At 42.5% G+C, this 21,050-nt stretch carries 21 protein-coding genes; 15 read left to right on the top strand and 6 right to left on the bottom strand.

All coding sequences use genetic code 11. The features are described 5' to 3' along the window. Positions 1 to 314 precede the first annotated feature (314 nt). Entirely contained in the window at positions 315 to 1,442 is a 1,128-nt protein-coding gene (locus tag ACIGBM_RS12545; protein WP_397477967.1) for a zinc-binding dehydrogenase, read from the bottom strand. A 128-nt stretch (positions 1,443 to 1,570) separates the two neighbouring features. Beyond that, positions 1,571 to 2,248, bottom strand: coding sequence for a glutathione S-transferase family protein (locus ACIGBM_RS12550; RefSeq protein WP_397477968.1), 678 nt, complete (start codon positions 2,246 to 2,248; stop codon positions 1,571 to 1,573). Between the two features lie 464 nt (positions 2,249 to 2,712). Between ACIGBM_RS12550 and ACIGBM_RS12555 the strand changes: the two genes are divergently transcribed. After that, complete coding sequence (locus tag ACIGBM_RS12555) at positions 2,713 to 3,624, top strand: LysR family transcriptional regulator (RefSeq protein ID WP_397477969.1); 912 nt, start codon at positions 2,713 to 2,715, stop codon at positions 3,622 to 3,624. Between the two features lie 99 nt (positions 3,625 to 3,723). Here the strand turns inward: ACIGBM_RS12555 and ACIGBM_RS12560 are convergent, their stop codons facing one another. Continuing rightward, a complete protein-coding gene (locus tag ACIGBM_RS12560; RefSeq protein ID WP_057760000.1) occupies positions 3,724 to 4,497 on the bottom strand; it encodes an IclR family transcriptional regulator in 774 nt (257 codons plus the stop codon). A 223-nt stretch (positions 4,498 to 4,720) separates the two neighbouring features. On the opposite strand from ACIGBM_RS12560, the gene ACIGBM_RS12565 reads away from it, so the two are divergent. From ACIGBM_RS12565 to ACIGBM_RS12615, 11 genes are all read left to right on the top strand, one after another. Further along, on the top strand, positions 4,721 to 5,512 hold the full coding sequence (locus ACIGBM_RS12565) for a putative hydro-lyase (RefSeq protein ID WP_296210462.1): 792 nt from the start codon (positions 4,721 to 4,723) through the stop codon (positions 5,510 to 5,512). A 182-nt stretch (positions 5,513 to 5,694) separates the two neighbouring features. Next, a complete protein-coding gene (gene accB / locus ACIGBM_RS12570; protein ID WP_397477970.1) occupies positions 5,695 to 6,207 on the top strand; it encodes an acetyl-CoA carboxylase biotin carboxyl carrier protein in 513 nt (170 codons plus the stop codon). 79 nt (positions 6,208 to 6,286) lie between these two features. Next, on the top strand, positions 6,287 to 7,633 hold the full coding sequence (accC, locus tag ACIGBM_RS12575) for an acetyl-CoA carboxylase biotin carboxylase subunit (RefSeq protein ID WP_397477971.1): 1,347 nt from the start codon (positions 6,287 to 6,289) through the stop codon (positions 7,631 to 7,633). Between the two features lie 203 nt (positions 7,634 to 7,836). Beyond that, on the top strand, positions 7,837 to 8,490 hold the full coding sequence (pxpB, locus tag ACIGBM_RS12580; protein ID WP_397477972.1) for a 5-oxoprolinase subunit PxpB: 654 nt from the start codon (positions 7,837 to 7,839) through the stop codon (positions 8,488 to 8,490). 53 nt (positions 8,491 to 8,543) lie between these two features. Then, positions 8,544 to 9,467: a biotin-dependent carboxyltransferase family protein gene (locus ACIGBM_RS12585; protein WP_397477973.1), complete on the top strand. Its 924-nt coding sequence runs from the start codon at positions 8,544 to 8,546 to the stop codon at positions 9,465 to 9,467. Beyond that, a complete protein-coding gene (gene pxpA, locus ACIGBM_RS12590; protein ID WP_397477974.1) occupies positions 9,457 to 10,194 on the top strand; it encodes a 5-oxoprolinase subunit PxpA in 738 nt (245 codons plus the stop codon). The genes ACIGBM_RS12585 and pxpA overlap by 11 nt, the downstream gene beginning before the upstream one ends. A gap of 226 nt (positions 10,195 to 10,420) precedes the next feature. Further along, positions 10,421 to 11,608 (top strand): NRAMP family divalent metal transporter, encoded by a 1,188-nt coding sequence (locus ACIGBM_RS12595; protein ID WP_201572342.1) that lies wholly within the window; start codon positions 10,421 to 10,423, stop codon positions 11,606 to 11,608. 23 nt (positions 11,609 to 11,631) lie between these two features. Beyond that, entirely contained in the window at positions 11,632 to 12,054 is a 423-nt protein-coding gene (locus tag ACIGBM_RS12600) for an acetyl-CoA carboxylase biotin carboxyl carrier protein (RefSeq protein ID WP_397477975.1), read from the top strand. Between the two features lie 521 nt (positions 12,055 to 12,575). Continuing rightward, positions 12,576 to 13,289 carry an HNH endonuclease gene (locus ACIGBM_RS12605; protein ID WP_397477976.1) on the top strand — a complete coding sequence of 238 codons (714 nt, stop codon included), beginning with the start codon at positions 12,576 to 12,578 and terminating at the stop codon, positions 13,287 to 13,289. Continuing rightward, on the top strand, positions 13,276 to 13,686 hold the full coding sequence (locus tag ACIGBM_RS12610) for a hypothetical protein (protein WP_397477977.1): 411 nt from the start codon (positions 13,276 to 13,278) through the stop codon (positions 13,684 to 13,686). The genes ACIGBM_RS12605 and ACIGBM_RS12610 overlap by 14 nt, the downstream gene beginning before the upstream one ends. 2 nt (positions 13,687 to 13,688) lie before the next feature. Continuing rightward, positions 13,689 to 14,003, top strand: a complete 315-nt coding sequence (locus ACIGBM_RS12615) for a hypothetical protein (protein WP_397477978.1) — start codon at positions 13,689 to 13,691, stop codon at positions 14,001 to 14,003. Between the two features lie 173 nt (positions 14,004 to 14,176). Here the strand turns inward: ACIGBM_RS12615 and cueR are convergent, their stop codons facing one another. Then, on the bottom strand, positions 14,177 to 14,569 hold the full coding sequence (gene cueR / locus ACIGBM_RS12620; RefSeq protein ID WP_397477979.1) for a Cu(I)-responsive transcriptional regulator: 393 nt from the start codon (positions 14,567 to 14,569) through the stop codon (positions 14,177 to 14,179). Positions 14,570 to 14,675: 106 nt separating this feature from the next. Continuing rightward, on the bottom strand, positions 14,676 to 17,138 hold the full coding sequence (locus ACIGBM_RS12625; RefSeq protein ID WP_397477980.1) for a heavy metal translocating P-type ATPase: 2,463 nt from the start codon (positions 17,136 to 17,138) through the stop codon (positions 14,676 to 14,678). A gap of 433 nt (positions 17,139 to 17,571) precedes the next feature. Here ACIGBM_RS12625 and ACIGBM_RS12630 point away from each other — a divergent pair, with 433 nt between their 5' ends. Then, positions 17,572 to 18,285 carry a DUF6977 family protein gene (locus tag ACIGBM_RS12630; RefSeq protein WP_397477981.1) on the top strand — a complete coding sequence of 238 codons (714 nt, stop codon included), beginning with the start codon at positions 17,572 to 17,574 and terminating at the stop codon, positions 18,283 to 18,285. 87 nt (positions 18,286 to 18,372) lie between these two features. Here the strand turns inward: ACIGBM_RS12630 and ACIGBM_RS12635 are convergent, their stop codons facing one another. Further along, positions 18,373 to 19,281 carry a LysR substrate-binding domain-containing protein gene (locus tag ACIGBM_RS12635; protein ID WP_397477982.1) on the bottom strand — a complete coding sequence of 303 codons (909 nt, stop codon included), beginning with the start codon at positions 19,279 to 19,281 and terminating at the stop codon, positions 18,373 to 18,375. A gap of 161 nt (positions 19,282 to 19,442) precedes the next feature. Here ACIGBM_RS12635 and ACIGBM_RS12640 point away from each other — a divergent pair, with 161 nt between their 5' ends. Together ACIGBM_RS12640 and ACIGBM_RS12645 are read left to right on the top strand one after the other, a co-directional pair. Further along, entirely contained in the window at positions 19,443 to 19,889 is a 447-nt protein-coding gene (locus ACIGBM_RS12640) for a DoxX family protein (protein ID WP_397477983.1), read from the top strand. 88 nt (positions 19,890 to 19,977) lie between these two features. Further along, a complete protein-coding gene (locus tag ACIGBM_RS12645; RefSeq protein WP_397477984.1) occupies positions 19,978 to 20,805 on the top strand; it encodes a DODA-type extradiol aromatic ring-opening family dioxygenase in 828 nt (275 codons plus the stop codon). Positions 20,806 to 21,050 lie beyond the last annotated feature (245 nt).

Below are 21,050 nucleotides of genomic sequence, written 5' to 3' on the forward strand. Positions count from 1 at the left end.
TAGATAGTTTAAAATGTCTAATATTTTTATTTAAAAGTTAGCGTGTCTGGATTTTAATTATCACAAAGAAGTCATATAACTACAAGGACGCTTTGATTTTCAAATAAGGAGTCTTCAAAAAGGCGATACTCGAAAAGACAATGTTCACAGAGTCAGTATTTAAAAAGGCTAAGTTACCGCCTTTTACTTACATCATTCAGTAATAATTAAGTACAAAAAAAGCAGATACCGTTATTAGTATCTGCTTTTTTTATCAAAAATCAGTCTATGAGGAAGTTGCTATATCTTAAGTTATAACAGCTTTCTAGACATTATTAAGCTTGAGGCTTGATCAAGTACTTCTCTCCAGTCGCCTGTTTGCCATAAGCGGCGATTGATTTTAATTGTAGCGCTTCTTCTAGGGTCACTTCATGCGTATAGCTGCTCGCAAAGGTAGTGGTGATTTCTTCTGCCACGCGTTTGCGCATGGACTGAACCGTTTCACTACCAAGCTTACCAAGTGCATTGAACAATAAGAAACCATTCACACCCCACGCAAAACCAAAGTTACGGTTTAAGGTGATCGGACCACGGTCTAAGGCACCATAAATATAAGCTTGTTTAAAGGTATTTGAGCCATAGACGCTGTATTCTTCTACGTCACGAGTAATAGCTGCTTCCATACAATTTAGAATATCGCTGGTGAGCTTACCGCCACCGATAGGGTCAAAAGAAATCGTAGCGCCTGTTTCAGTAATCGCGGCGGTCAAATCGGCAAGGAACGTCTCGCTGCTTGAGTTCACCACATACTTTGCGCCCATATCGCGCAATAGCTTTTCTTGCGAATCTTTACGTACGATATTCACCAAATCAACACCGTCTGCCATACAGATACGGTTTAGCATTTGGCCAAGGCTAGAAGCGGCTGCTGCATGTACGATGGCTTTGTGACCTTCAGCGCGCATGGTTTCGACCATTGCCAGTGAGGTGAGCGGGTTTACAAAAGACGATGCGGCCTCGGTAGCTGTCGTGCCGTCTTGCATTTCTATGCAACTTCTTACATTGACACAGTGGTATTGACGATATGTACCGCCACCAATCACCGCAACCATTTTGCCCATGAGTGCTTGTGCGGCTTCTGATGAGCCTGCTGCGACGACTGTACCAGCGCCTTCGTTACCGACAGGCGTGTCTTTATTTACCCGCGTTTTGAGTGATGGCATGAATTTCGCAGGCACATCAGCGGTAATGATCGGGCTGTCATCAGTGCCTGATTGTACAGCGGTTGACATATCAGCGGCGCTGAACATCACACCAAAATCAGAGGGGTTCAATGGCATGGCTTCCATGCGAACGACAACTTCGTCAGCACCGGGTTGCGGCATCTCGATGTCTTTTAAAGACAGGGTTAATTTGTTGTCATCACTGATGGTTGAAACCAGTTGTTTATTTTTATCGGTCATAAGATTTGCTCCTGCAAATAGTTAGATTTTTTAGACCAATCGCTTTACGGTATTGGTCGTTCTTTAGGTTATTGAGCTTTAGTAATTTTCTTAATGTGACTCATTTTTAGTAGCCACATTGCCACAGGTTATTTAGCGTTTGCGGCTTGGATTAGAGCTTTAACGTGTTGCATAAACTCAGGCATGTTTGCTTGACTGTCTGCCTGAACACTTTTTGCAATCTCGGTTTCACTCATGGCTTTGTTCCATTCTTTCATGCCGTCCACTTCTGCCAGTACATCCCACTCAAGCTGAGTCGCGCCAAAAGCATTGACAATAGTGTTGACGTGATGCACATAGATGTCAGCCATGGTGAATTGCTCGCCTGCAATCCAAGGCGAAAATTGACATAAGCGATTCATGGCAATAATACCGCGGCCCAATACTTGACGGACTTCCTCTTTGACTGCGTTAGGTGCTTGTACGTCAGAAAATACATATGGAATTAGACGGCGGCTTGGTAGCTCAAAGTAAAGCTCTGCTATTTTCATAATCTGACGTACAGTCGCGCGTTCTGCTGCATCGGTAGGATATAGCGGCTTTTCAGGATATGTTTCTTCAAGGAAGTCACAAATCACGTTAGATTCTGACAGATTAAAACCGTCAGGCATGGTGATCGCAGGTACTTTACCCACTGGACTAACGGTTAGTAGATCATCACTACCAGCGTACAAAAGGTCCTCTTGGAATGGGATACCCTTATATAAAAGAGCGTGTTTTACTATGTTGTAATAGTTGCTTGCAGGAAAGCCGTGCAAAGTAATCATAAGTCATTCTTCCATTGTTGACGTAAAAGTTATTTTTAATCGTGTTTTCATTGCAACGTTTAGGGCGTGTTTGATATTCACAAATAGGCACTGCTGATTGCTAAAACGGTTCCAGACAAGGCGTAAAACGACGGTAATGCTCGTGCCTTAACTAGATTTACAACACAGTATGGGGCAGTTTTAGCATCAGCTCCAATATAAACAGAAGGAGACAGGACTATTTTTTGCCACTTCATTGTTAAAACATAGACGCTTAGAATGACTAAACTTACTATTTTTAACGTCGAACTGTCTAAAAAATAGTCTCTGTCAGTGCCATGGTCGAATATCAAGCACGCCCTAAGTTAAACACATTATTACTGGTTTTAATGTGGTTATATATAAGGAATAACGTGAATCACTATTGCCTTTAAGACAATAATAAAGCGAAAATGCTCACATATTCATCTAAATGGAGAGGTCAGTTGGATCAATTACGTGCCATCAAGTATTTCAGTAAAGTCGTAGAAACGGGCAGTTTTACTAAGGCGGCAAATGCATTCAATGTGCCGCCATCCTCACTATCTAGACGGGTGTCTGATTTAGAAAAGAGTTTGGGCGCGACATTATTAAAGCGTTCGACCCGAATCGTTAAATTGACCGAAGTAGGGCAAGTCTATTACGACGATATGCAGCAAGTATTGGATCAGCTCGAGCAAAGCAAAGAAACCGTACGCAGTTATCAAACGACGCCAATGGGGCGCTTACGCATCAGCTCGATGGTGGGCTTTGGTGAAAGGATACTACTGCCGTTGTTAGATGATCTTGGTAAGTTATACCCAGAGATTGTATTGGATGTCAGTCTCAGCGATGAGCTATCAGCACTAGGACGTGACGATGTAGACATTGCGATTCGCGGTGGTTATGCACCCAATGAGCGAGTGCTTGCCATTAGGCTAATGGACAATGGGTTTATTCCAGTTGCGTCTCCCAGTTATTTAGAAAAACATGGTACACCTAACCATGTAATGGCGTTAAAAGAACATAAAGGCCTGTATTTCAAAGCACCAAACGGGCCAACGCCCTGGCTCTGCTATGTGGACGATCAGTGGCATGATGTCTCAGGACCAGCAGTGGCAATTTCAAACAATGGACCATGGCTAGCAAAAAAGGCTTGTGATGGTGAAGGGATTTTGATGTCCACTCGGTGGGCACTATCCTCATATCTTGAGTCAGGCGCATTGCAAGAGATTAAATTTGAGCATCCATTAGCAATCACGCAGCATGCTGATATGGCCGTATATCTGCTGTATCAAAAGCAGCGCTATCTAGTGCCTAAGGTAAAAGCCGCCGTCGATTTCTTGGTTGAGAGGATAAAAGTAGGAAATGAGCGTTGATGTAAGGGAAGTGTGTGCTATCTACAACCTCATTACATTCATATTCGTATCGACACCTAAGAGGCTTGAGATACAATCGTTATAGCATGTTATGACAGGCTACTCATTATATTCCTGATTGAAAATAACAGATAGCTCATTGGCAGCTTCTTTCATGACAGGCACATAGCTCAGTAGCTCATCCAAAGATTTTCTGACGGTAGGACTATGAGTAAATACCGTAGCAAATGCGGGCTGCTCACCATTCGGAATCGGGACAGCACAGGCGACCATACCAGGAATAAACTCTTCATTATCTGTCCCTACCTGTGTCTTACGTACTTCAGCAATGGACGTCATGAGTTGTTTTTTGTCAGTCTGAGTATGGGTCGTGAGCGCCTGTAACGATAGTTTTTCTACAATACGCTCGCACTTATTATCTGCCAACTGCGTCAACAATAATTTGCCACTGGCACAGGCCCAGATAGGTATATTGGTTCCGGTAGGTAACTGTATTTGGACAGGCCAGTCAGATATCACACGATCGATATACACCACTTCTAAGTCTTGCAACACCGCAATCCCTACCGACTCACCAATTTTGGCTGAAAGCTGTTGTAATATCGCCAATCTTTCTGCTTTAAAAGGACTGTTTTTCCATAGGTTTAAAGCTAAGTCATGCGTTCTTTTTCCGCAGGTTACTTTTCCATGCAAATCTAATTGGACAAATTGAAGCGGTTGTAGCTGATTTAACAATCGGTACATACTAGGTACAGGAATGTCCAATGTTTCTGCTAAATCAATAACGCCCATAGGCTTAGCAGATTTGGCCAATACTTCTACGATTTGCAAAACTCGCTCGACGCTTGAGCCCTTTTTTTTGACATTATTCATAGTTCAATTTGCATCCTTAACTGTGCGTTCAAGAAGATCACTCATCATGTTCATCACATATTTCTGTATTCATATCTTGTCATATCGAAGGTGTTCTGATAAGTTACATAACGATAATCATAGTTCTCGATATATGAAATAAAATTATAAATAACCATACCAATATAAAACAAATCATAAACTTTTATCTGCTAAAAATAATAAAGCGTAAGAGGTTGTAATAATGTTAGATTTAGCAAATATGACGCCGACAGAGGTCAGAGCGTTAATCAGTAACAATGAACTTAACAAGCCGACTTCCGGCATGTGTAAAGGTCATATACAAGCAAACCTAGTCATAGTGCCCAAAAATTTGGCCTATGATTTTTTATTGTTTGCACAAAGAAACCCAAAGTCTTGTCCTATTTTAGATGTAACAGATGTCGGTAGTGCAGAGCCACGTCTCATGGCAAAAGGCGCAGACTTGAGGTCTGATGTCCCAAAGTATCGGATATACAAATTTGGCGAATTAGTGGCTGAGGTGTCAGATCTAAAAGACTACTGGAGAGAGGATTTGGTCTGCTTTCTTTTAGGATGCAGTTTTTCCTTTGAGTCTGCCATGCTAAATGCGTCTATTCCTATTAGACATATTGAAGACAATCACAATGTGCCAATGTATATCACAAACATAGAAACTGAGCCTGCAGGACAGTTTCATGGGAAAATGGTGGTTAGCATGCGGCCAATACCTTATCCATTAATCACTAGAGCCGTCCAAGCCACCTCTCGATTTCCGCAAGTACATGGCGCGCCTATTCATATCGGAGACCCTAGTGTCATCGGTATAACCGACATTCATGTGCCTGATTTTGGTGATGCATCCATCATAAAAGAAGGCGAAGTCCCTGTATTTTGGGCTTGCGGTGTGACGCCGCAAAGTATCGCTATGACTAGTAAGCCAGAGCTGATGATAACGCATTCACCAGGACATATGTTTATCTGCGACCCAAGAGATGAAGACTTGGCAGTTCTATAATTTCTGATGACAAAAGTGCTTTTAATACGCATAGAGATAATTAATTTCAAACTATTATTTTAATAAGCCAATCAATAAATTGTCACATATCGTTCAACAATCACACTTTACATACATCACTAGGTACGAATTTTTTATAAAAAATAATTGTTCACTTTCACTCTAATGGAATAGCCAATCATATGAATATCAATTTTACGGATCTGGAAAAACTGATCAAACTTGCAGAATGCGCCGATATAAAATCTTTAGAACTCACTGATGGTGATGCACGTATTTCTATCGTTTGCCAATCTGACGGCAACCAAAGTAGCGGCAATCATATCGCTCATACTCCCAACCCAAGGGTGTCTCATTCAGAGTCTCAAACCGAAACCACTCAAAACAGTACGGATAATAATACCAATGTAGACAGTGATCGTAGTGATGAAACGGTGACTACAGAGGTGGAGAAATCCCAAATAATAGCGCCTATGCTAGGTACGTTTTATCGTCGCTCTGAGCCGACAGCAGAAGTGTTTTTTCAGGTAGGAGATAAGGTGGAAGTAGGGCAGACACTATGCATCATTGAAGCCATGAAAATGATGTATGAGGTCAAAGCAGAAACTGCGTGTACGCTTAAAGAGATTTTGGTTGATGAAGGTGATGTCGTAGAGTACGCCCAGCCCTTATTTGTTATAGAGCCAAACAGTTAAAGCCACTCAATAGCCGCTCAATATTGTATAGACGCTGCACAAACACTGTATTTGACACTATATTTTTAAGGGAATAAACATGTTCACAAAAATCTTAATTGCCAATCGCGGCGAGATTGCTCTACGTATTATCCGAGCTTGCAAACAGCTAGGCATCCAATCAGTCATTGCCCATTCTGAATCAGACAAAGACTCGTTACCCGTGCGCCTAGCCGATGAAGCAGTATGCATCGGGCCTGCCAATGCCACACACAGCTACCTCAATCAAAGAGCGCTAGTTTCTGCTGCAAAAATCACCAATGCGCAAGCCATCCATCCAGGCTATGGCTTTTTGTCTGAAAACTCAGACTTTGCCGCTTTGGTTGAAGACTCAGGTCTCACCTTTATTGGCCCAACGGCTCACAATATCAGAAACATGGGCGACAAGGTTGAAGCCAAAAAACAAATGACGATGGCGGGCGTGCCCTGTGTGCCTGGTTCTGATGGTGCATTGCCTGCTGATTCAGAGCAAGTTATCAAGATTGCCAGTGACGTTGGTTATCCAGTCATTATCAAAGCAGCAAGCGGCGGCGGTGGGCGCGGGATGCGTGTGGTCGAAAAAGAAGCCGACTTACTCTCCGCTATCTCTATGACACAAACAGAGGCCAAAGCCAATTTTGGTAGTTCCATTGTCTATCTTGAAAAATACCTACAAGCACCGCGTCATATCGAAGTGCAAGTCATGTCCGATACTCACGGCAATGCGATTTATTTAGGCGAGCGTGATTGCTCTATGCAGCGTCGTCATCAAAAAGTCATTGAAGAAGCGCCAGCACCCGGTATTACTGAAGAGCAACGTCAGAAAATCGGCCAAGCCTGTGTCACGGCTTGTGAGCAAATGCAGTATAGAGGTGCAGGCACATTTGAGTTTTTATATGAAAACGGCGAGTTCTTCTTTATCGAGATGAACACCCGTGTGCAAGTTGAGCACACCATCACTGAGATGGTGACGGGTGTTGATATTGTGCAAGAACAAATCAGAGTGGCTGCCGGACTCACGTTAGCATACAAGCAAAGTGATATCGCCATTACCGGACACGCTTTTGAGTGCCGTATTAATGCTGAAAACGCGCAGACATTTTTGCCAAATGCTGGACGCATAGACTACTGCCACATGCCAGCAGGGTTTGGTATCAGAGTGGATAGCCATGCTGAGTCGAACTACACCGTGCCGCCATCTTATGACAGTTTGATTGCCAAGATATGTGTACAAGATCGTTCAAGAGAAAAAGCGATAGAAAAAATGCGTGCGGCATTATCAGAAGCGCAAATCACCGGTATTGATACCAATATTGGTCTGCATCAGCGACTCTTTGAGGATAAGGTGTTTTGTGAAGGTCAAATGAGCATCCATTATCTAGAACAGTGGATACAAGACAATATATAAATCAGTTCTTGTCTGCAAAAATGAAAACCAAATCTGACATTAGCGTCAGAAGCGTCAGAATCAGAATATAGTCGGTTCAATATAATTTGGATACAAGGAAGGCGAGTGAAAGTACTACAAGTCGTAGACTAAGCGAGCCTGACACCGTATCCAATTTATAGATGATTTGACTGTAGTAGATAAAAATAATGGAGCACGTGCTAATGGAACTACAATGGCAACTATGCAGTGAAACCAATCTCGCGTTTTTTTTCCCTAAACCGATCACCTTAGAAAAACAACAAAAGTGCTGGGCTTTATCAGACAGCATCCAGAAAATGCCAGAAGTCATCGAAGTGGTGATTGGTATGAATACGCTCAGTGTATTCATCGTGCCATTAACTTGGGCTGAGCTTACTACCTTTAAAGATAAGCTGTCAGATTTGCTCAATGACATCCCTTCAAAAACCATCCATGGCAAGCACGTCGAGATACCAGTACATTACGGTGGAAAATATGGCCCTGATCTAGCGGCCATGGCGAATGAGCTAAATCTCTCGGTCGAAGCCGTTGTTGAGCTACATACTAAAGCCACTTATACCGTTTACTTTATCGGTTTTCAGCCAGGATTTCCTTATCTTGGCGGCTTGTCTGAGTCGCTGTATTTCCCAAGACACGCCATCCCTAGAACTCAAGTACCCGCAGGCTCAGTGGGTATAGGCGGCGAGCAGACAGGGGTATACCCTTTTGAGTCTCCAGGCGGTTGGCAGTTACTCGGCCAGACGGATACTGCTTTATTTGATTTAACCAAGTCTTCTCCGACGTTGCTTAACGCAGGCGATACTTTGACATTTAAAGCGATTGATATTCATCAATAAGCGATAAATAAAAAAATGCATGAATCAAAAAGACAAAAAAACAGGTGGTATCAATGAAAATTTTAACCGCAAGTGCCCTTGCCAGTATTCAAGATTCGGGACGACTGGGTTACCGCAGTATGGGTGTGGGTAGAAATGGCGTGATGGACAACTGGGCGCTACAAGCTGGCAATGCTTTGATGAAAAACGAAGTCAACGAACCTGCTATTGAAATAGCGCTCGGTGAGCTAACCATACAGTTTGAAGAAAGCGTCAGCTTTTGCTTAACGGGTGCTTTATACGAGGCCTATCTAGATGACAAACGCATTCCTTGTTATTGGCGTATCAATGCAACAGCTGGGCAAACGCTCAAACTTTTGCGCCCGCTACAAGGCATGTATACCTATCTATGTGTGCATGGCGGCTTTGATATCGAGCCAGTGTTACAGTCAGTCAGCACCAATCTCAAAGCAGGGTTTGGCGGATTTAAAGGCAGATATTTAAAAGCCGATGACAGCTTAAAGGTGAAAACTGAATCCAGCCTACCTGTGATTGGGGTAGCTCGCCTTGCCCCAACCGAGGTTATTCGAGTGATAAAAAGCAGTGAATATGATTGCTTCACTGAGTCGTCTCAACAAGCGTTTGAGACCCAGCTATGGAAACTACAAAGCAGTAGCAACCGTATGGGTTACCGCCTTGAGGGAGCTACAGCGCTTGAGTTTAGTAAGCCAGTAGAAATGAGCTCACATGGCGTTGATATTGGGATGATTCAGGTGCCACCACAAGGACAACCGATTGTCCTAATGGCAGATGGGCAGACGACGGGTGGCTATCCTAAAATCGCAACCGTGATTCAAGCAGACATAGGTCTGATGGCACAGATTAGATTTGGCAAAGCCTGTCAGTTCGTCGTTGTGTCGTTAGAGCAGGCACTGCGTGAACAACAGAAAAGACAACATTACATCGATCAAATAAAGGAGTATGCCAATGAAAATTGATTTAAATGCTGATGTGGCTGAAGGCTGCGGGCAAGACGATAAGTTATTGACGATAGTCAGCTCAGCCAATGTCTGCTGCGGCTTGCACGCTGGGTCTTATAGCGAGATGCTAGCAACGCTGCAATTGGCAAAAGCAAACAACGTGAGCGTAGGCGCGCATCCTGGTCTAAACGATAGAGAAAACTTTGGTCGTATTCATCAGCCGTTAAGTGAAGCCGATTACCGTGCGTTATTGGTATATCAATTGGGCGCAACCAAAGCGCTTTGTGACTTAGTCGGCGTGACTTTGGACTATGTAAAACCGCATGGTGCGTTGTACAACCAAGCCGCAATCGATGAAAATTTATCAGATATTTTAGTGAGTGAAATCAAACGATTTGATCCAAATCTAAAAGTCATGGGTTTGTCCGGCGGCTATTTGGTTAAAGCAGCCAAAAAGCAGGGTTTAGCCTCGATATCAGAAGTGTTTGCCGATAGGAACTATGAAAAAGACGGCTCATTGGTCTCCCGCACTAAAGACAATGCCTTAATCACCGACACAGACGAGGCCGTTAAACATGTATTACAAATGGTCACTGAAGGGACAGTCACCAGTGTCTGCGGTCAAACCGTACCAGTAGAAGCGCAAAGTATCTGCCTACATGGTGATGGCGAACACGCTATTTTATTTGCGCAAGAAATAAAGAAACAACTAGAGCTCAAAGGTATCACTATATCTGCCCATTAAATATCCGCACGCTAGGGCATGTCCTCAATTCAATCGATGGTCATCTAAATGGGTTAAAAATGGCTAAATCTTGCCAAACAGCGTCAAATAGCTGACTAATATCTCGATATTATCTGCGCTATTTTCCTTGTTTGACTGCAATTTATCTCACTTTTACCACCATTTTTAAAATGAGGACACGCCCTAATCATTTGATTAAATAATCCCATATAGAACAAGGATGTTTATGAGCACCATAAAAAAACATAATACCGCCATTTTAGGCGCGGCCTTCCTGATGGCCACATCAGCAGTAGGGCCAGGGTTTTTGACCCAAACGGCCACATTCACCGAAAGCCTAATGGCAAGTTTCGGCTTTGTTATCTTAATATCTATTGTTATGGACATCGGCGTCCAGCTTAACGTTTGGCGAGTAGTCGCAGTCTCCAAAAAACGCGCGCAGGAAATCGCCAACTTGGTGTTCCCTGGTGTCGGTTACTTGCTCGCGTTCTTAATCATTGCGGGTGGTCTGGCTTTTAATATTGGTAATATTGGCGGTGCCGGACTTGGCATGCAGTCCATGTTCAATATGTCGCCCATCACAGGCGCCCTGATTAGTGGTGTGATTGCCGTCGCCATATTTTTAGGCCGAGAAACGGGGCCTATGATGGATAAATTCGCTCAGTTAATGGGCTTTATCCTGATTGTATTGGTCATTTATGTGGTCTTTAAATCTGATCCGCCATTAGCAGAAGCCGTCAGCAAAACGATCATGCCTGACAAGATTGATGCAGTGGCTATCGTGACGCTAGTCGGCGGTACGGTTGGTGGTTATATTACTTTTTCAGGTGCGCATCGCTTATTAGAAGCAGGCGTCAGCGGAGAAGAGAATTTAAAATCAGTGACCAGAAGCTCGGTATCTGGTATTTTGATTGCCTCTGTGATTCGCGTATTTTTATTCCTTGCCGTATTAGGCGTGGTATCTCAAGGCTTTGCATTGGATCCCGCCAACCCAGCCATGTCGCCGTTTCAATACATTTTAGGAAATGCAGGTAAAGTTATTTTTGGTATGGTGATTTGGGCGGCTTCTGTGACCTCGGTGATTGGCGCTGCTTATACCTCTGTGTCTTTTATGACGAACTTCCATCCGTTCATTGAGACTTATAAACGCTACTTCATTATTGGTTTCATCGTTATCTCAACGTTAGTGTTTGCCACTATCGGTAAACCGGCTCAAGTATTGGTATTGGTTGGTACGTTAAATGGCTTAGTGTTACCTATCGCCATGGTCATTATCCTGATTGCCGCCTACAGAAAAAATATCGTTGGCAATTATAAGCATCCGATTTGGATTGCGGCATTTGGTTGGTTAATCGCCATCGTGATGAGTATCCTAAGTGTCATGACCATTGCTAAATATCTGGGCATGAGTTAAAAAATTAAGTTAAGGAATGTATTATGGATATAGAGCAAATAACACGTGTGGTCAAACTGATTGAAAGCAGTCAGCTGCAAGAAGTCACGATTGCAGACAACGGGCAGTCTATTAGGGTGGTTAACAATCTAGGTGCGCAGAATAATGTGAGCGCTAGTCCTATAGAGGCCACGCCTACTCATGAGCCTGAACAGCAGGGTAGTAATGTCTTGCAAGTAGGTGCCACCTATGTAGGGCAGGTATACTTAAGTGAAGACGATGCAACAGACAACTTGATCAAAGAAGGCGACCATATTCAAAAAGGTCAGACCATTTGCTTCATTGATGAGTTGACCCGTTTGCAGCCAGTGATTAGTAATAAAGAAGGTGTGGTCACGGCTGTCTTGGTTGAAAGTGGACAGGGTGTTGAATACGGACAGCCTATTTTTGAGTTAGCCCGTCGTTAAAGACCGTTAACGTAGTGTTGGTTAAATCAAAATATAAACCCTTTAAGCGTCATCTGTCGCTTAAAGGGTTTTTTATGTGCTGGGTATGAGGGCGTATCTTCAAATAGCTAGTCAATATCTCGATATTATCTGCACTAAATATTCTCTTGATCCAAGATTTTTTCGTTTAGATAGAGTTGTTCAGTTATATTATGATGGAATTACTGAAAAATGGATTCATAAAAAGGAACAAAATTGTTTATACTTTAGTTAAGTTATTAGTCGGATTAGAGTAATAATCAGACATTGAAATTGACCAAATACAATAGCTAATTTAATAGTTAAACTATTAGTTACATATTCAAGGAAATGAGTAAAGCGCGTATATTGTTCCATTTGGCTTGAAGTTAATAGAAAATTTGGTTATAGCAATACCTTAAGTAATTTTTTAAAAGTATATAGAATAGAAAATTAGTGTTGTATCGGCAGAAATACGCACGGTTCAATTGTTATATTTTTAGTTGTAGCTCGCAGGAGGCCAATTGGCTATTACAAATAAATCGATAAAATTACTATGGTCAAATGCAGCAGGAAGATGTTCCTTTGCAAATTGCACTGAAAAACTTTCCGTAGAACAGGCTGCAGGGATTGCCCCCTACACGCTGGGAGAAATGGCTCATATAAAAGGAAACAAGCCAGGCTCAAATAGATATGACCAATCACAATCACATACTGAACGTGATAGTTATGAGAACTTAATACTTCTATGTCCTACTCATCACACATTGATTGACAAAGAAGAAAATGAAGCTGAATACCCCGTAGGTCTACTCCATGAAATGAAAAATAAGCACGAGAGTTTTATTTCAAATAGACTCGGAGTAGAAAAATTTGAGAATACGGTTCAGTTAAAAGATAAGATATCTATTTACATGTCTGAAAATCATCAAGCATGGGAGCAATATGGTCCATTGTCTGATAATGCGCGAAGAAATCCTAATAACGATCAAGTTCACGCTCTTTGGACCTCTGCTCGGCTTTCTACAATCATTCCAAATAATCGTGAAGTGGTGAAATTATTACAGGAAAATAGAGAGTTATTTTCTAGGGGGGAGCAACGGATTATTAGTAAATTTATAACGCACGTAAAAAGTTATGAAGTATGGGTCAATGATGAAATTCCATATCAAGCAGTTTTACGTTTTCCTACAGATTTTGAAGAGTTAGTTTTTGGAGAAGAAGATGCCCGCCCATAACGACAATTTTCCGTGGATGAGCTATTACGGAAACTATAATTTTTTCGAACAACGTATGCGTGAGCATTCAAAGGTAAACTCAATTGAGTGTATTAATCCTAGTGTTTATAACCTTGAGCTAACTGATGGTCGAATATTGAAAGTATTTATCTGTGAGTGTTACTCCTTTGATACTGCTGAATATGTAGAGTCATGTGAAAACTATGGGCAATTACAAGCTGTAGTTATTAGTTCTAACTGGTGTGGTTATTCACTAGATGTTAAACGTAGTTGTATGGCTGATCAGGTTGGTGTGTTTGATATAGCTGGATTTATGGCTGCTATAAACAGAAGGGAATATTGGACTTATCTTACAGAGTACGAGCGTGAACGATTTGAAGAAAATGGTTGGCTTTGAAATTGACAATATCTGTATATGGTTATGGCTCATATTTTAATGGCACCAGTAAATATAGAGACATAGATATCTTAATTACTCATATTTCAACTGACTATAATTCTTGCCTAGAAGTTATCGCATTGAAAAAGTCTATAGTTCATGAAGTAGAGGGCGCGGATATTTCTATTCTTTCTTGTGTGGCAGAATCAGAATTCAATTTTATTCAGAAGTCTAAAGCAATATTACTTGCTGAATTTGTAAAAAAACCTAACAAACTGGTGTTAACAGAGTTATTTCAAAAAGTACGTGGGTATAAAAATATAACAAATGGCTAAGATCGCTACTGTCCACTTCTGGCACTGAGGCTGTATTAATCTTTACTTCTATTTTAGTTGTGCAAAACAACATAACCTGACGTTTTAACGTCTTCTAAGTTGAGAAGTACTCGTTAATGACTCTATTACCAGTAATATTCGATGCCGGCATGTCTGATATGCGAAGGTATTTTTTATTGACCCTGCCCAAGATCTTCTAAAATAGCGCACTCTGCATTATCATCGCCTGCGCAATGATCAAAAGAGTTCTGTAGCGAGTCGACCATCTCTTGCAATTGAGCGATTTTTTGGTTTAACGTTTCAATATGCTCTTGTGTCAGTTGCTTAACATCTGCACTTTGACGATTGGCATTTTTGCGCAGATACAGTAACTCTTTCATTTGCTTGGATGAGAATCCCAAGTCACGAGAATGTCTTAAAAAGCATAAATCGTCTATATCGTCTTTAGAATATAAGCGATAACCTGAGTTCGAGCGATTTACGGTTTCTAGCAAGCCAATCTGCTCATAGTAGCGAATCATTTTGGTAGAGATGCCTGATTGCTTTGATGCTTGACCAATATTCATATTTCTCCTCCTAACCTAGAAAGGGTTTAAGCATTAATGTTTAAACCCTATATGGATATTCTTTACGATTCTACATTCACTCTGTAGCGGTTTAGTAGTTCGCTGACTATACTTTAAAGTACTTGAGGCGTAACGCATTACCCAATACGAAAACAGAAGACAGTGCCATGGCGCCTGCCGCAAAAATGGGTGAGAGCAGGATGCCAAATGCGGGATACAAGACACCTGCGGCAATCGGAATCAAAGCAACATTATAAATAAACGCCCAAGCCAGATTTTGTCTGATATTACTGATGGTGGCTTTACTCAAGGCAATCGCAGTAGGCACACCTTGCAGACTACCTGACATTAGCACCACTTCAGCCGCCTCAATCGCCACGTCTGTGCCTGTACCAATGGCCAGTCCAACATCAGATTGAGCCAATGCAGGGGCATCATTAATACCGTCACCAACAAATGCCACTCGGCCATATTGGTCTTGCAACTGGCGTATCGCATCTACCTTGCCTTCGGGTAACACTTCTGCTACTACCTGATCAATATTTAATTTTGCGGCAATCGCTTGGGCGGTATGGCGATTATCGCCTGTAATCATGGCTACTTTTAAGCCTAACTGATGTAGTGCGGCGATGGCGGCATGAGTCGTCTCTTTAATAGGATCGGCAACGGCGATGATAGCGGCCAACTGCTGGTCAATAGATACATAGAGTGGGGTTTTACCTTCTTGCCCCAAACGTAGCGCATCTTGTTCAAAAGGCGCAACCTCAAGCCCCAATTGCTGCATATAACGATCCGCGCCAATATGAATCACTTGGCCTGCCACGTTTGCTTGAATGCCTAGACCTGTCATCGCCTCAAAGTCAGTGATAGGTAGCAGTTGAATATTCTGTTGTTCTGCAGCTTGTACAATGGCTAAGGCAATGGGATGCTCAGATTTTGCTTCAACCGATGCCACCACGCGTAGGACTTGTTCTTTCTCAAACCCTTGTTGGACTTGAAAGTCCGTTAAGGTAGGTTTGCCTTTAGTCAATGTGCCTGTTTTATCAACGGCCACCACGCTCACGTCCTGAAGCATTTGTAGCGCTTCACCTTTACGAAATAGCACACCCAATTCTGCACCGCGACCCGTACCGACCATAATAGAAGTCGGGGTGGCCAATCCCATTGCACAAGGGCAGGCTACAATGAGGACGGCAACCGCATTGATTAAGCCAAAGGTTAAGGCAGGGTCAGGGCCAAAAATCAACCAAACTATAAAGGTCAATGCTGATAAAAACATCACCGCTGGTACAAACCACATGGTGACTTTATCCACCAATGCTTGAATCGGTAATTTAGAGCCTTGGGCTTGTTCTACCATACGGATGATTTGTGCCAACACAGAATCTTCACCAATCGCCGTTGCTCTAATATTCACGGTACCGTTTTGATTGATAGTACCGCCGACCACTTGATCGCCTGTTTGTTTTTTCACAGGGACAGGTTCACCAGTAATCATAGATTCATCAATATAACTGTGACCGTCAACCACCTCGCCATCGATAGGCACACGCTCGCCTGGACGAATCTCAACGATCATTTGTGCAGTGACATCTTCTACAGGGACTTCAATGACTTTACTATCTTGGTGTACACGAGCGGTCTTTGCCTGCATACCTACTAAGTGCTGAATGGCCCCAGAAGTACGACCTTTAGCCTTTGCTTCAAAATAACGACCTAATAATATCAAGCTCACAATCATAGCAGCGGCTTCGTAATAGACGTGCACCGTGCCTTCAGGTAACGCTTGCGGGATAAAGGTCGCTATGAGAGAAAAGCCATACGCTGCGATGGTACCAATCGCCACTAGCGAATTCATATCTGGCGCAAAACGCAATAAGGCTGGCACGCCTTTTTGATAAAAGCGTCGGCCTGGAAAGAGTAGTACCAATGTGGTCAAAACAAACTGTATCAGCCAACTTTGCTGAGTGCCGAGGTTATTCACCACCCACATATGAAAGGCGGGAATCATATGCGAGCCCATTGCTAAAATGAATACAGGCAGTGACAACAGCGCAGAAAGTCCCAAATCTCGTTTAAGCTGATTTTGCTCCGAGGCTTTCTTATCTTGTCGATCACTTTGATCTTGTTCTACCAGTTTGGCCTCGTAGCCCGCTTTTTTAACGGCCTCAATTAAGTCGCTCGTTTGTATTTGAGCATCGCCTTTAATCCAAGCGCGTTCAGTCGCAAGGTTTACTGTGACTTGTTGCACGCCAGCGACTTTTGCCAAGGATTTTTCTACTCGTCCAACGCAAGAGGCACAGCTCATGCCTTCTATAGATAGCTCGATAGGCTTGGTTTCAGTCACCTTATAGCCTGCGCGCTCTACCGCTTTGTTTAACTGGGCGACATCTAAAGGCTGAGATGAATAAACAGTCGCCTGTTCAGTGGCAAGATTTACCTCGGCGTTTTCAACGTGCTCAATATTTTTTAATTGTTTTTCGATACGCCCAACACACGAGGCGCAACTCATGCCTTCAATGCTCAGCACTTCATGATAAGTAGGGGCTTTAGTATTTTTTGTTTTCATAACAACCTCTGTCGTTTTTAACTATATTTTTAATCTTATTTTCAAATCTATAGCGACAGCATATAGGTTGACATCATGGTAAGGTCAAGCGTATTTTTTTAAATACTTTTAAACCCGTTTATAGTAGCGTCTTGTATTTGTTGTTAAGTTCAAAATAGCTCAATTAAGGTTTATTGTTGAAGGTATAGCGGCATTAATTCTAAAATAGGGCAGGATAAATGGCTGATAATAAGATAAACTGCCCAGCGAGCGCTGATAGGGTTAGATAACTCTCGATAACTCTCGATCAATTCACTGTATTTGGCTGCTAGCGAATAAAATACCAATAATAAACATGGCTAGCAATGACAGAGTACGCCGTCAACAGCAGGTGATATCAGCACCGTTAACACAAAACATTTATACAAGACCATTGATATTAAGGCACATCACTATGGAAGAAGTACCAAATACGATAGAACAAAGACCCGTATTCATGCCCAAAGTCAACAGTGACAATTTGGTAAAAACGGATATGGTTATGTTTGAGCGACATGTGGGATTTGCGACCAGACAAAAGAAAAAATCCATCAATGACCTACAACAAGTCATTCGTAAAAAGTATGGATTTAAGCAAGTATTAGAGCTGTCCAGCAAATCTGGTAATAAGCTGAGTTTTCCGCTAAGTCCGTTTAGCTTAAAAATTACCGATGAGCATGATGGCAATCCGTATAGTGTCGAAAATGCTTTTCAAGCCAGTATGGTTTTTGAAGATGGTGGTCCTTACACGGATTTGCTTACCGCGCCGCCAAGACAAGCACGCAAAGATGAGCGACTTACAACCTCAGGTGAGCTCATTGGCTACAATTACTTTGGTATGGAATGGGGTGTAGAGCCGTTAACGACATTTTATGATTGGCTGTACGTGAATGCGCTTAAGCAAAACCCTCAGCTGCATGAGGAAGTAATTCAATATCAGGGATTTACTGATATTACCTTTAATCCTAAAAAGTCTGTCCATAGTGCAGCGTATGCGTTGGCGCTGTTTGTGGCACTGCATAAACGAGAGTTGCTCGATAATGTTGAAGAGCCAATGGCATTCTACGATTTATGCAATAATTTTAAAATCAGCAATACTGAGCACCTATTAGAAGAAGGTTGGATCTGATCGTCAAATCAGCTTGCTTAAGTTTGCTTGAGCCGAAAGTCACGATACATTATGTATCGTGGCTTTTTTATGTCTCTATGTTTAAAGCTATATATTCTCATCCCAATACGGCGGCGTGCCATAGTAGTCGGTCATAAAATCGATAAAGCATCTGACTTTGTGAGGTAGTAGTTTTCTATGGGCATAGACGGCATACAACCCTAAAGGGCTAGGTTCATATTCTGGCAACACTACAACCAACTTGCCAGTACTTAATGCTTCGCTAGCAATAAAAGTTGGCTGTAATATCAATCCTCCGCCTGCAATAGCTGCTTCAACGAGTACGTCACCATTATTACTATGGAAAACGCTACGTTCTTTGAATTGTTTGGTCTTTAGGTATTTGTAGATTTGACCCTTAGTTTCTACATTCATATAGCTATAATGCAAATAGCGATGCGACTCTAAATCCTCAAGCTGCTTAGGGGTGCCATGAGTGTTTAGGTACTCGGGCGAGGCGCATAACACCACGCGAATCGGAGCAATCTGCTTGGCGATAAGCGATGAGCTTTGGAGCTGTCCGATACGCAGGGCAATATCAAACCCTTCTTCAACGATATCTACTTTTCGATCACTCAACTGCAGATCAACGGTAACTGATGGATAGCGCGCCTGAAAATCAGTGATGAGTTTTGCCATATGCTTTAAGGCAAAGGAGACGGGCGCACTGATTCGCAAGACGCCTTTGGGATGCTGCTGTAAGCCGCCTAACTGCGATGCCATCTCATCAATACTCAATAAAACCTGCTGCGCGTGTGTAAAGTATTGACTGCCAGCTTCTGTCAGGCTGACTTTGCGTGTAGTGCGGTTGAGCAGGCGAGTATGTAGTTCCTCCTCTAGCTTTGCCACATACTTGCTTACTAGCTGCGGCGAGAGCTGCATCGTAATTGCCGCCTTACTAAAGCTGCCTTCTGTCACTACCGCGACGAAAGCGCGCATGGCATCGATTCTATCCATATCTGTCCCTATATTTCTCTTGATATCAAATCCACTATAAACAGTATGTTGATAATTATTCAATATAACTGAGCTTACTCTTTTATAGCGTTGATAGTAAAGTGTACCTATATCATTTTCGACACTATTTATTCTAATCATACGTTATGGAGTAAGCATCAATGAAATCATCACTATTAAATACTATTTTGACATCAAAAGCTGGATTGGCGGCCTTAGTTCTTCGTGTACCCGTTGGCCTGATTTTAGCCGCCCATGGCGCCCAAAAACTATTTGGATGGTTTGGTGGTAATGGGCTAGCAGGTACGGCTCAATGGTTGAACAGTATGGGTATGGAGCCGGGTTATTTGATGGCGATACTAGCAGGCGGTGCTGAGTTCTTCGGTGGTCTGGCTCTGGTATTAGGTCTACTAACTAGACCAGCTGCTTTAGCCGCAGCTTTTACCATGTTGGTGGCTATTTTTTCTGTCCATATTAGCAATGGGCTATTCGCTGATAATGGCGGTTATGAATACGCGCTAACCTTGATGGTAGCTACGCTTGCCCTAGCTATACAAGGTGGCGGTTCCTTCAGTATGGATAAGGTATTATCAGAAAAATTAGGCTAGGTTTCATCATTGTAAATAGTTTTATTCAATTTTAGTGAATAAAGCCATTTGAAAATAGCCATTTAAGACAAGCAACAAGGGGAAAGCCATGACAACACTTCTATCTAATGAGTCAGTTAGCCAGCCTGTACTGTTTATACCGCATGGTGCAGGGCCTTGTTTTTTTATGAATTGGCAACCAGCGGATACGTGGCATGAGATGGCAACGTTTTTAAAGAGCATTTCTGCTCGTTTGCCTGAGCGACCAAAGGCTATCTTAATCATTAGTGCGCATTGGCAGACGGCTGAATTTAGTATCACCGCTGGCAAGCAACCTGATCTCATTTATGATTATTATGGCTTTCCTGAACATACTTATAGTTTGACTTATCCAGCCTCAGGCGCGCCAGCATTGGCAGAGCAAGTCAGTAGTCTACTGACAAAGGCAAGGGTAGGTAATAAACAAGATGCGGAGCGCGGTTTTGATCATGGGGTATTTATACCGCTTAAGCTAATGTTCCCTGAGGCGGATATTCCAGTGATCCAACTATCCTTGCGTCATGATTTAGACCCACAAGCGCATTTGGCTGCTGGTCAGGCATTGGCGTCATTACGTACAGAGGGTGTGCTAATCGTCGGTAGCGGCATGAGCTTTCATAACATGCGCGGTTATGGCGATACCAGTTTTACTGAACCATCAGAGCGTTTTGATGAATGGCTAACGAATACTGTAGAATCAGCAGATTCGGATAAACGACTCGCGGCCTTGGCTAATTGGAAAAATGCTCCTCACGCGCTTGACTCACATCCACTAGGGGCAGAGGAGCATTTGTTGCCGCTTATGATAGCGGTAGGTGCAGCAGGACGTGACAAAGGGCACAAGATTTACTCCCAGCAAGTGCTAAAAACGCAGTTGTCTGCCTTTCAGTTTGGCTAGATATTACTTTTTCATTTCATCTCAAATCGTTAGTCTGAATTTTCTAGACGTATATGAGCTCACCATAACGTTATAAAACCCTTACGTTTATCTTATAAAAATTTTGACCAGAGCACGGTATTATTCTAAGGAACAGTAAGCTTCAGGTTGGGTACCCACTTTTACCACTCTCATAAGAAAGACAAGTAAACAAAAAAAGGAATCATAATGATGGCTTTGAACCATATGGTAAAAAGGTTTTGCAA

Source organism: Psychrobacter sp. NPDC077938 (assembly GCF_044542635.1).
Lineage (GTDB): Bacteria > Pseudomonadota > Gammaproteobacteria > Pseudomonadales > Moraxellaceae > Psychrobacter.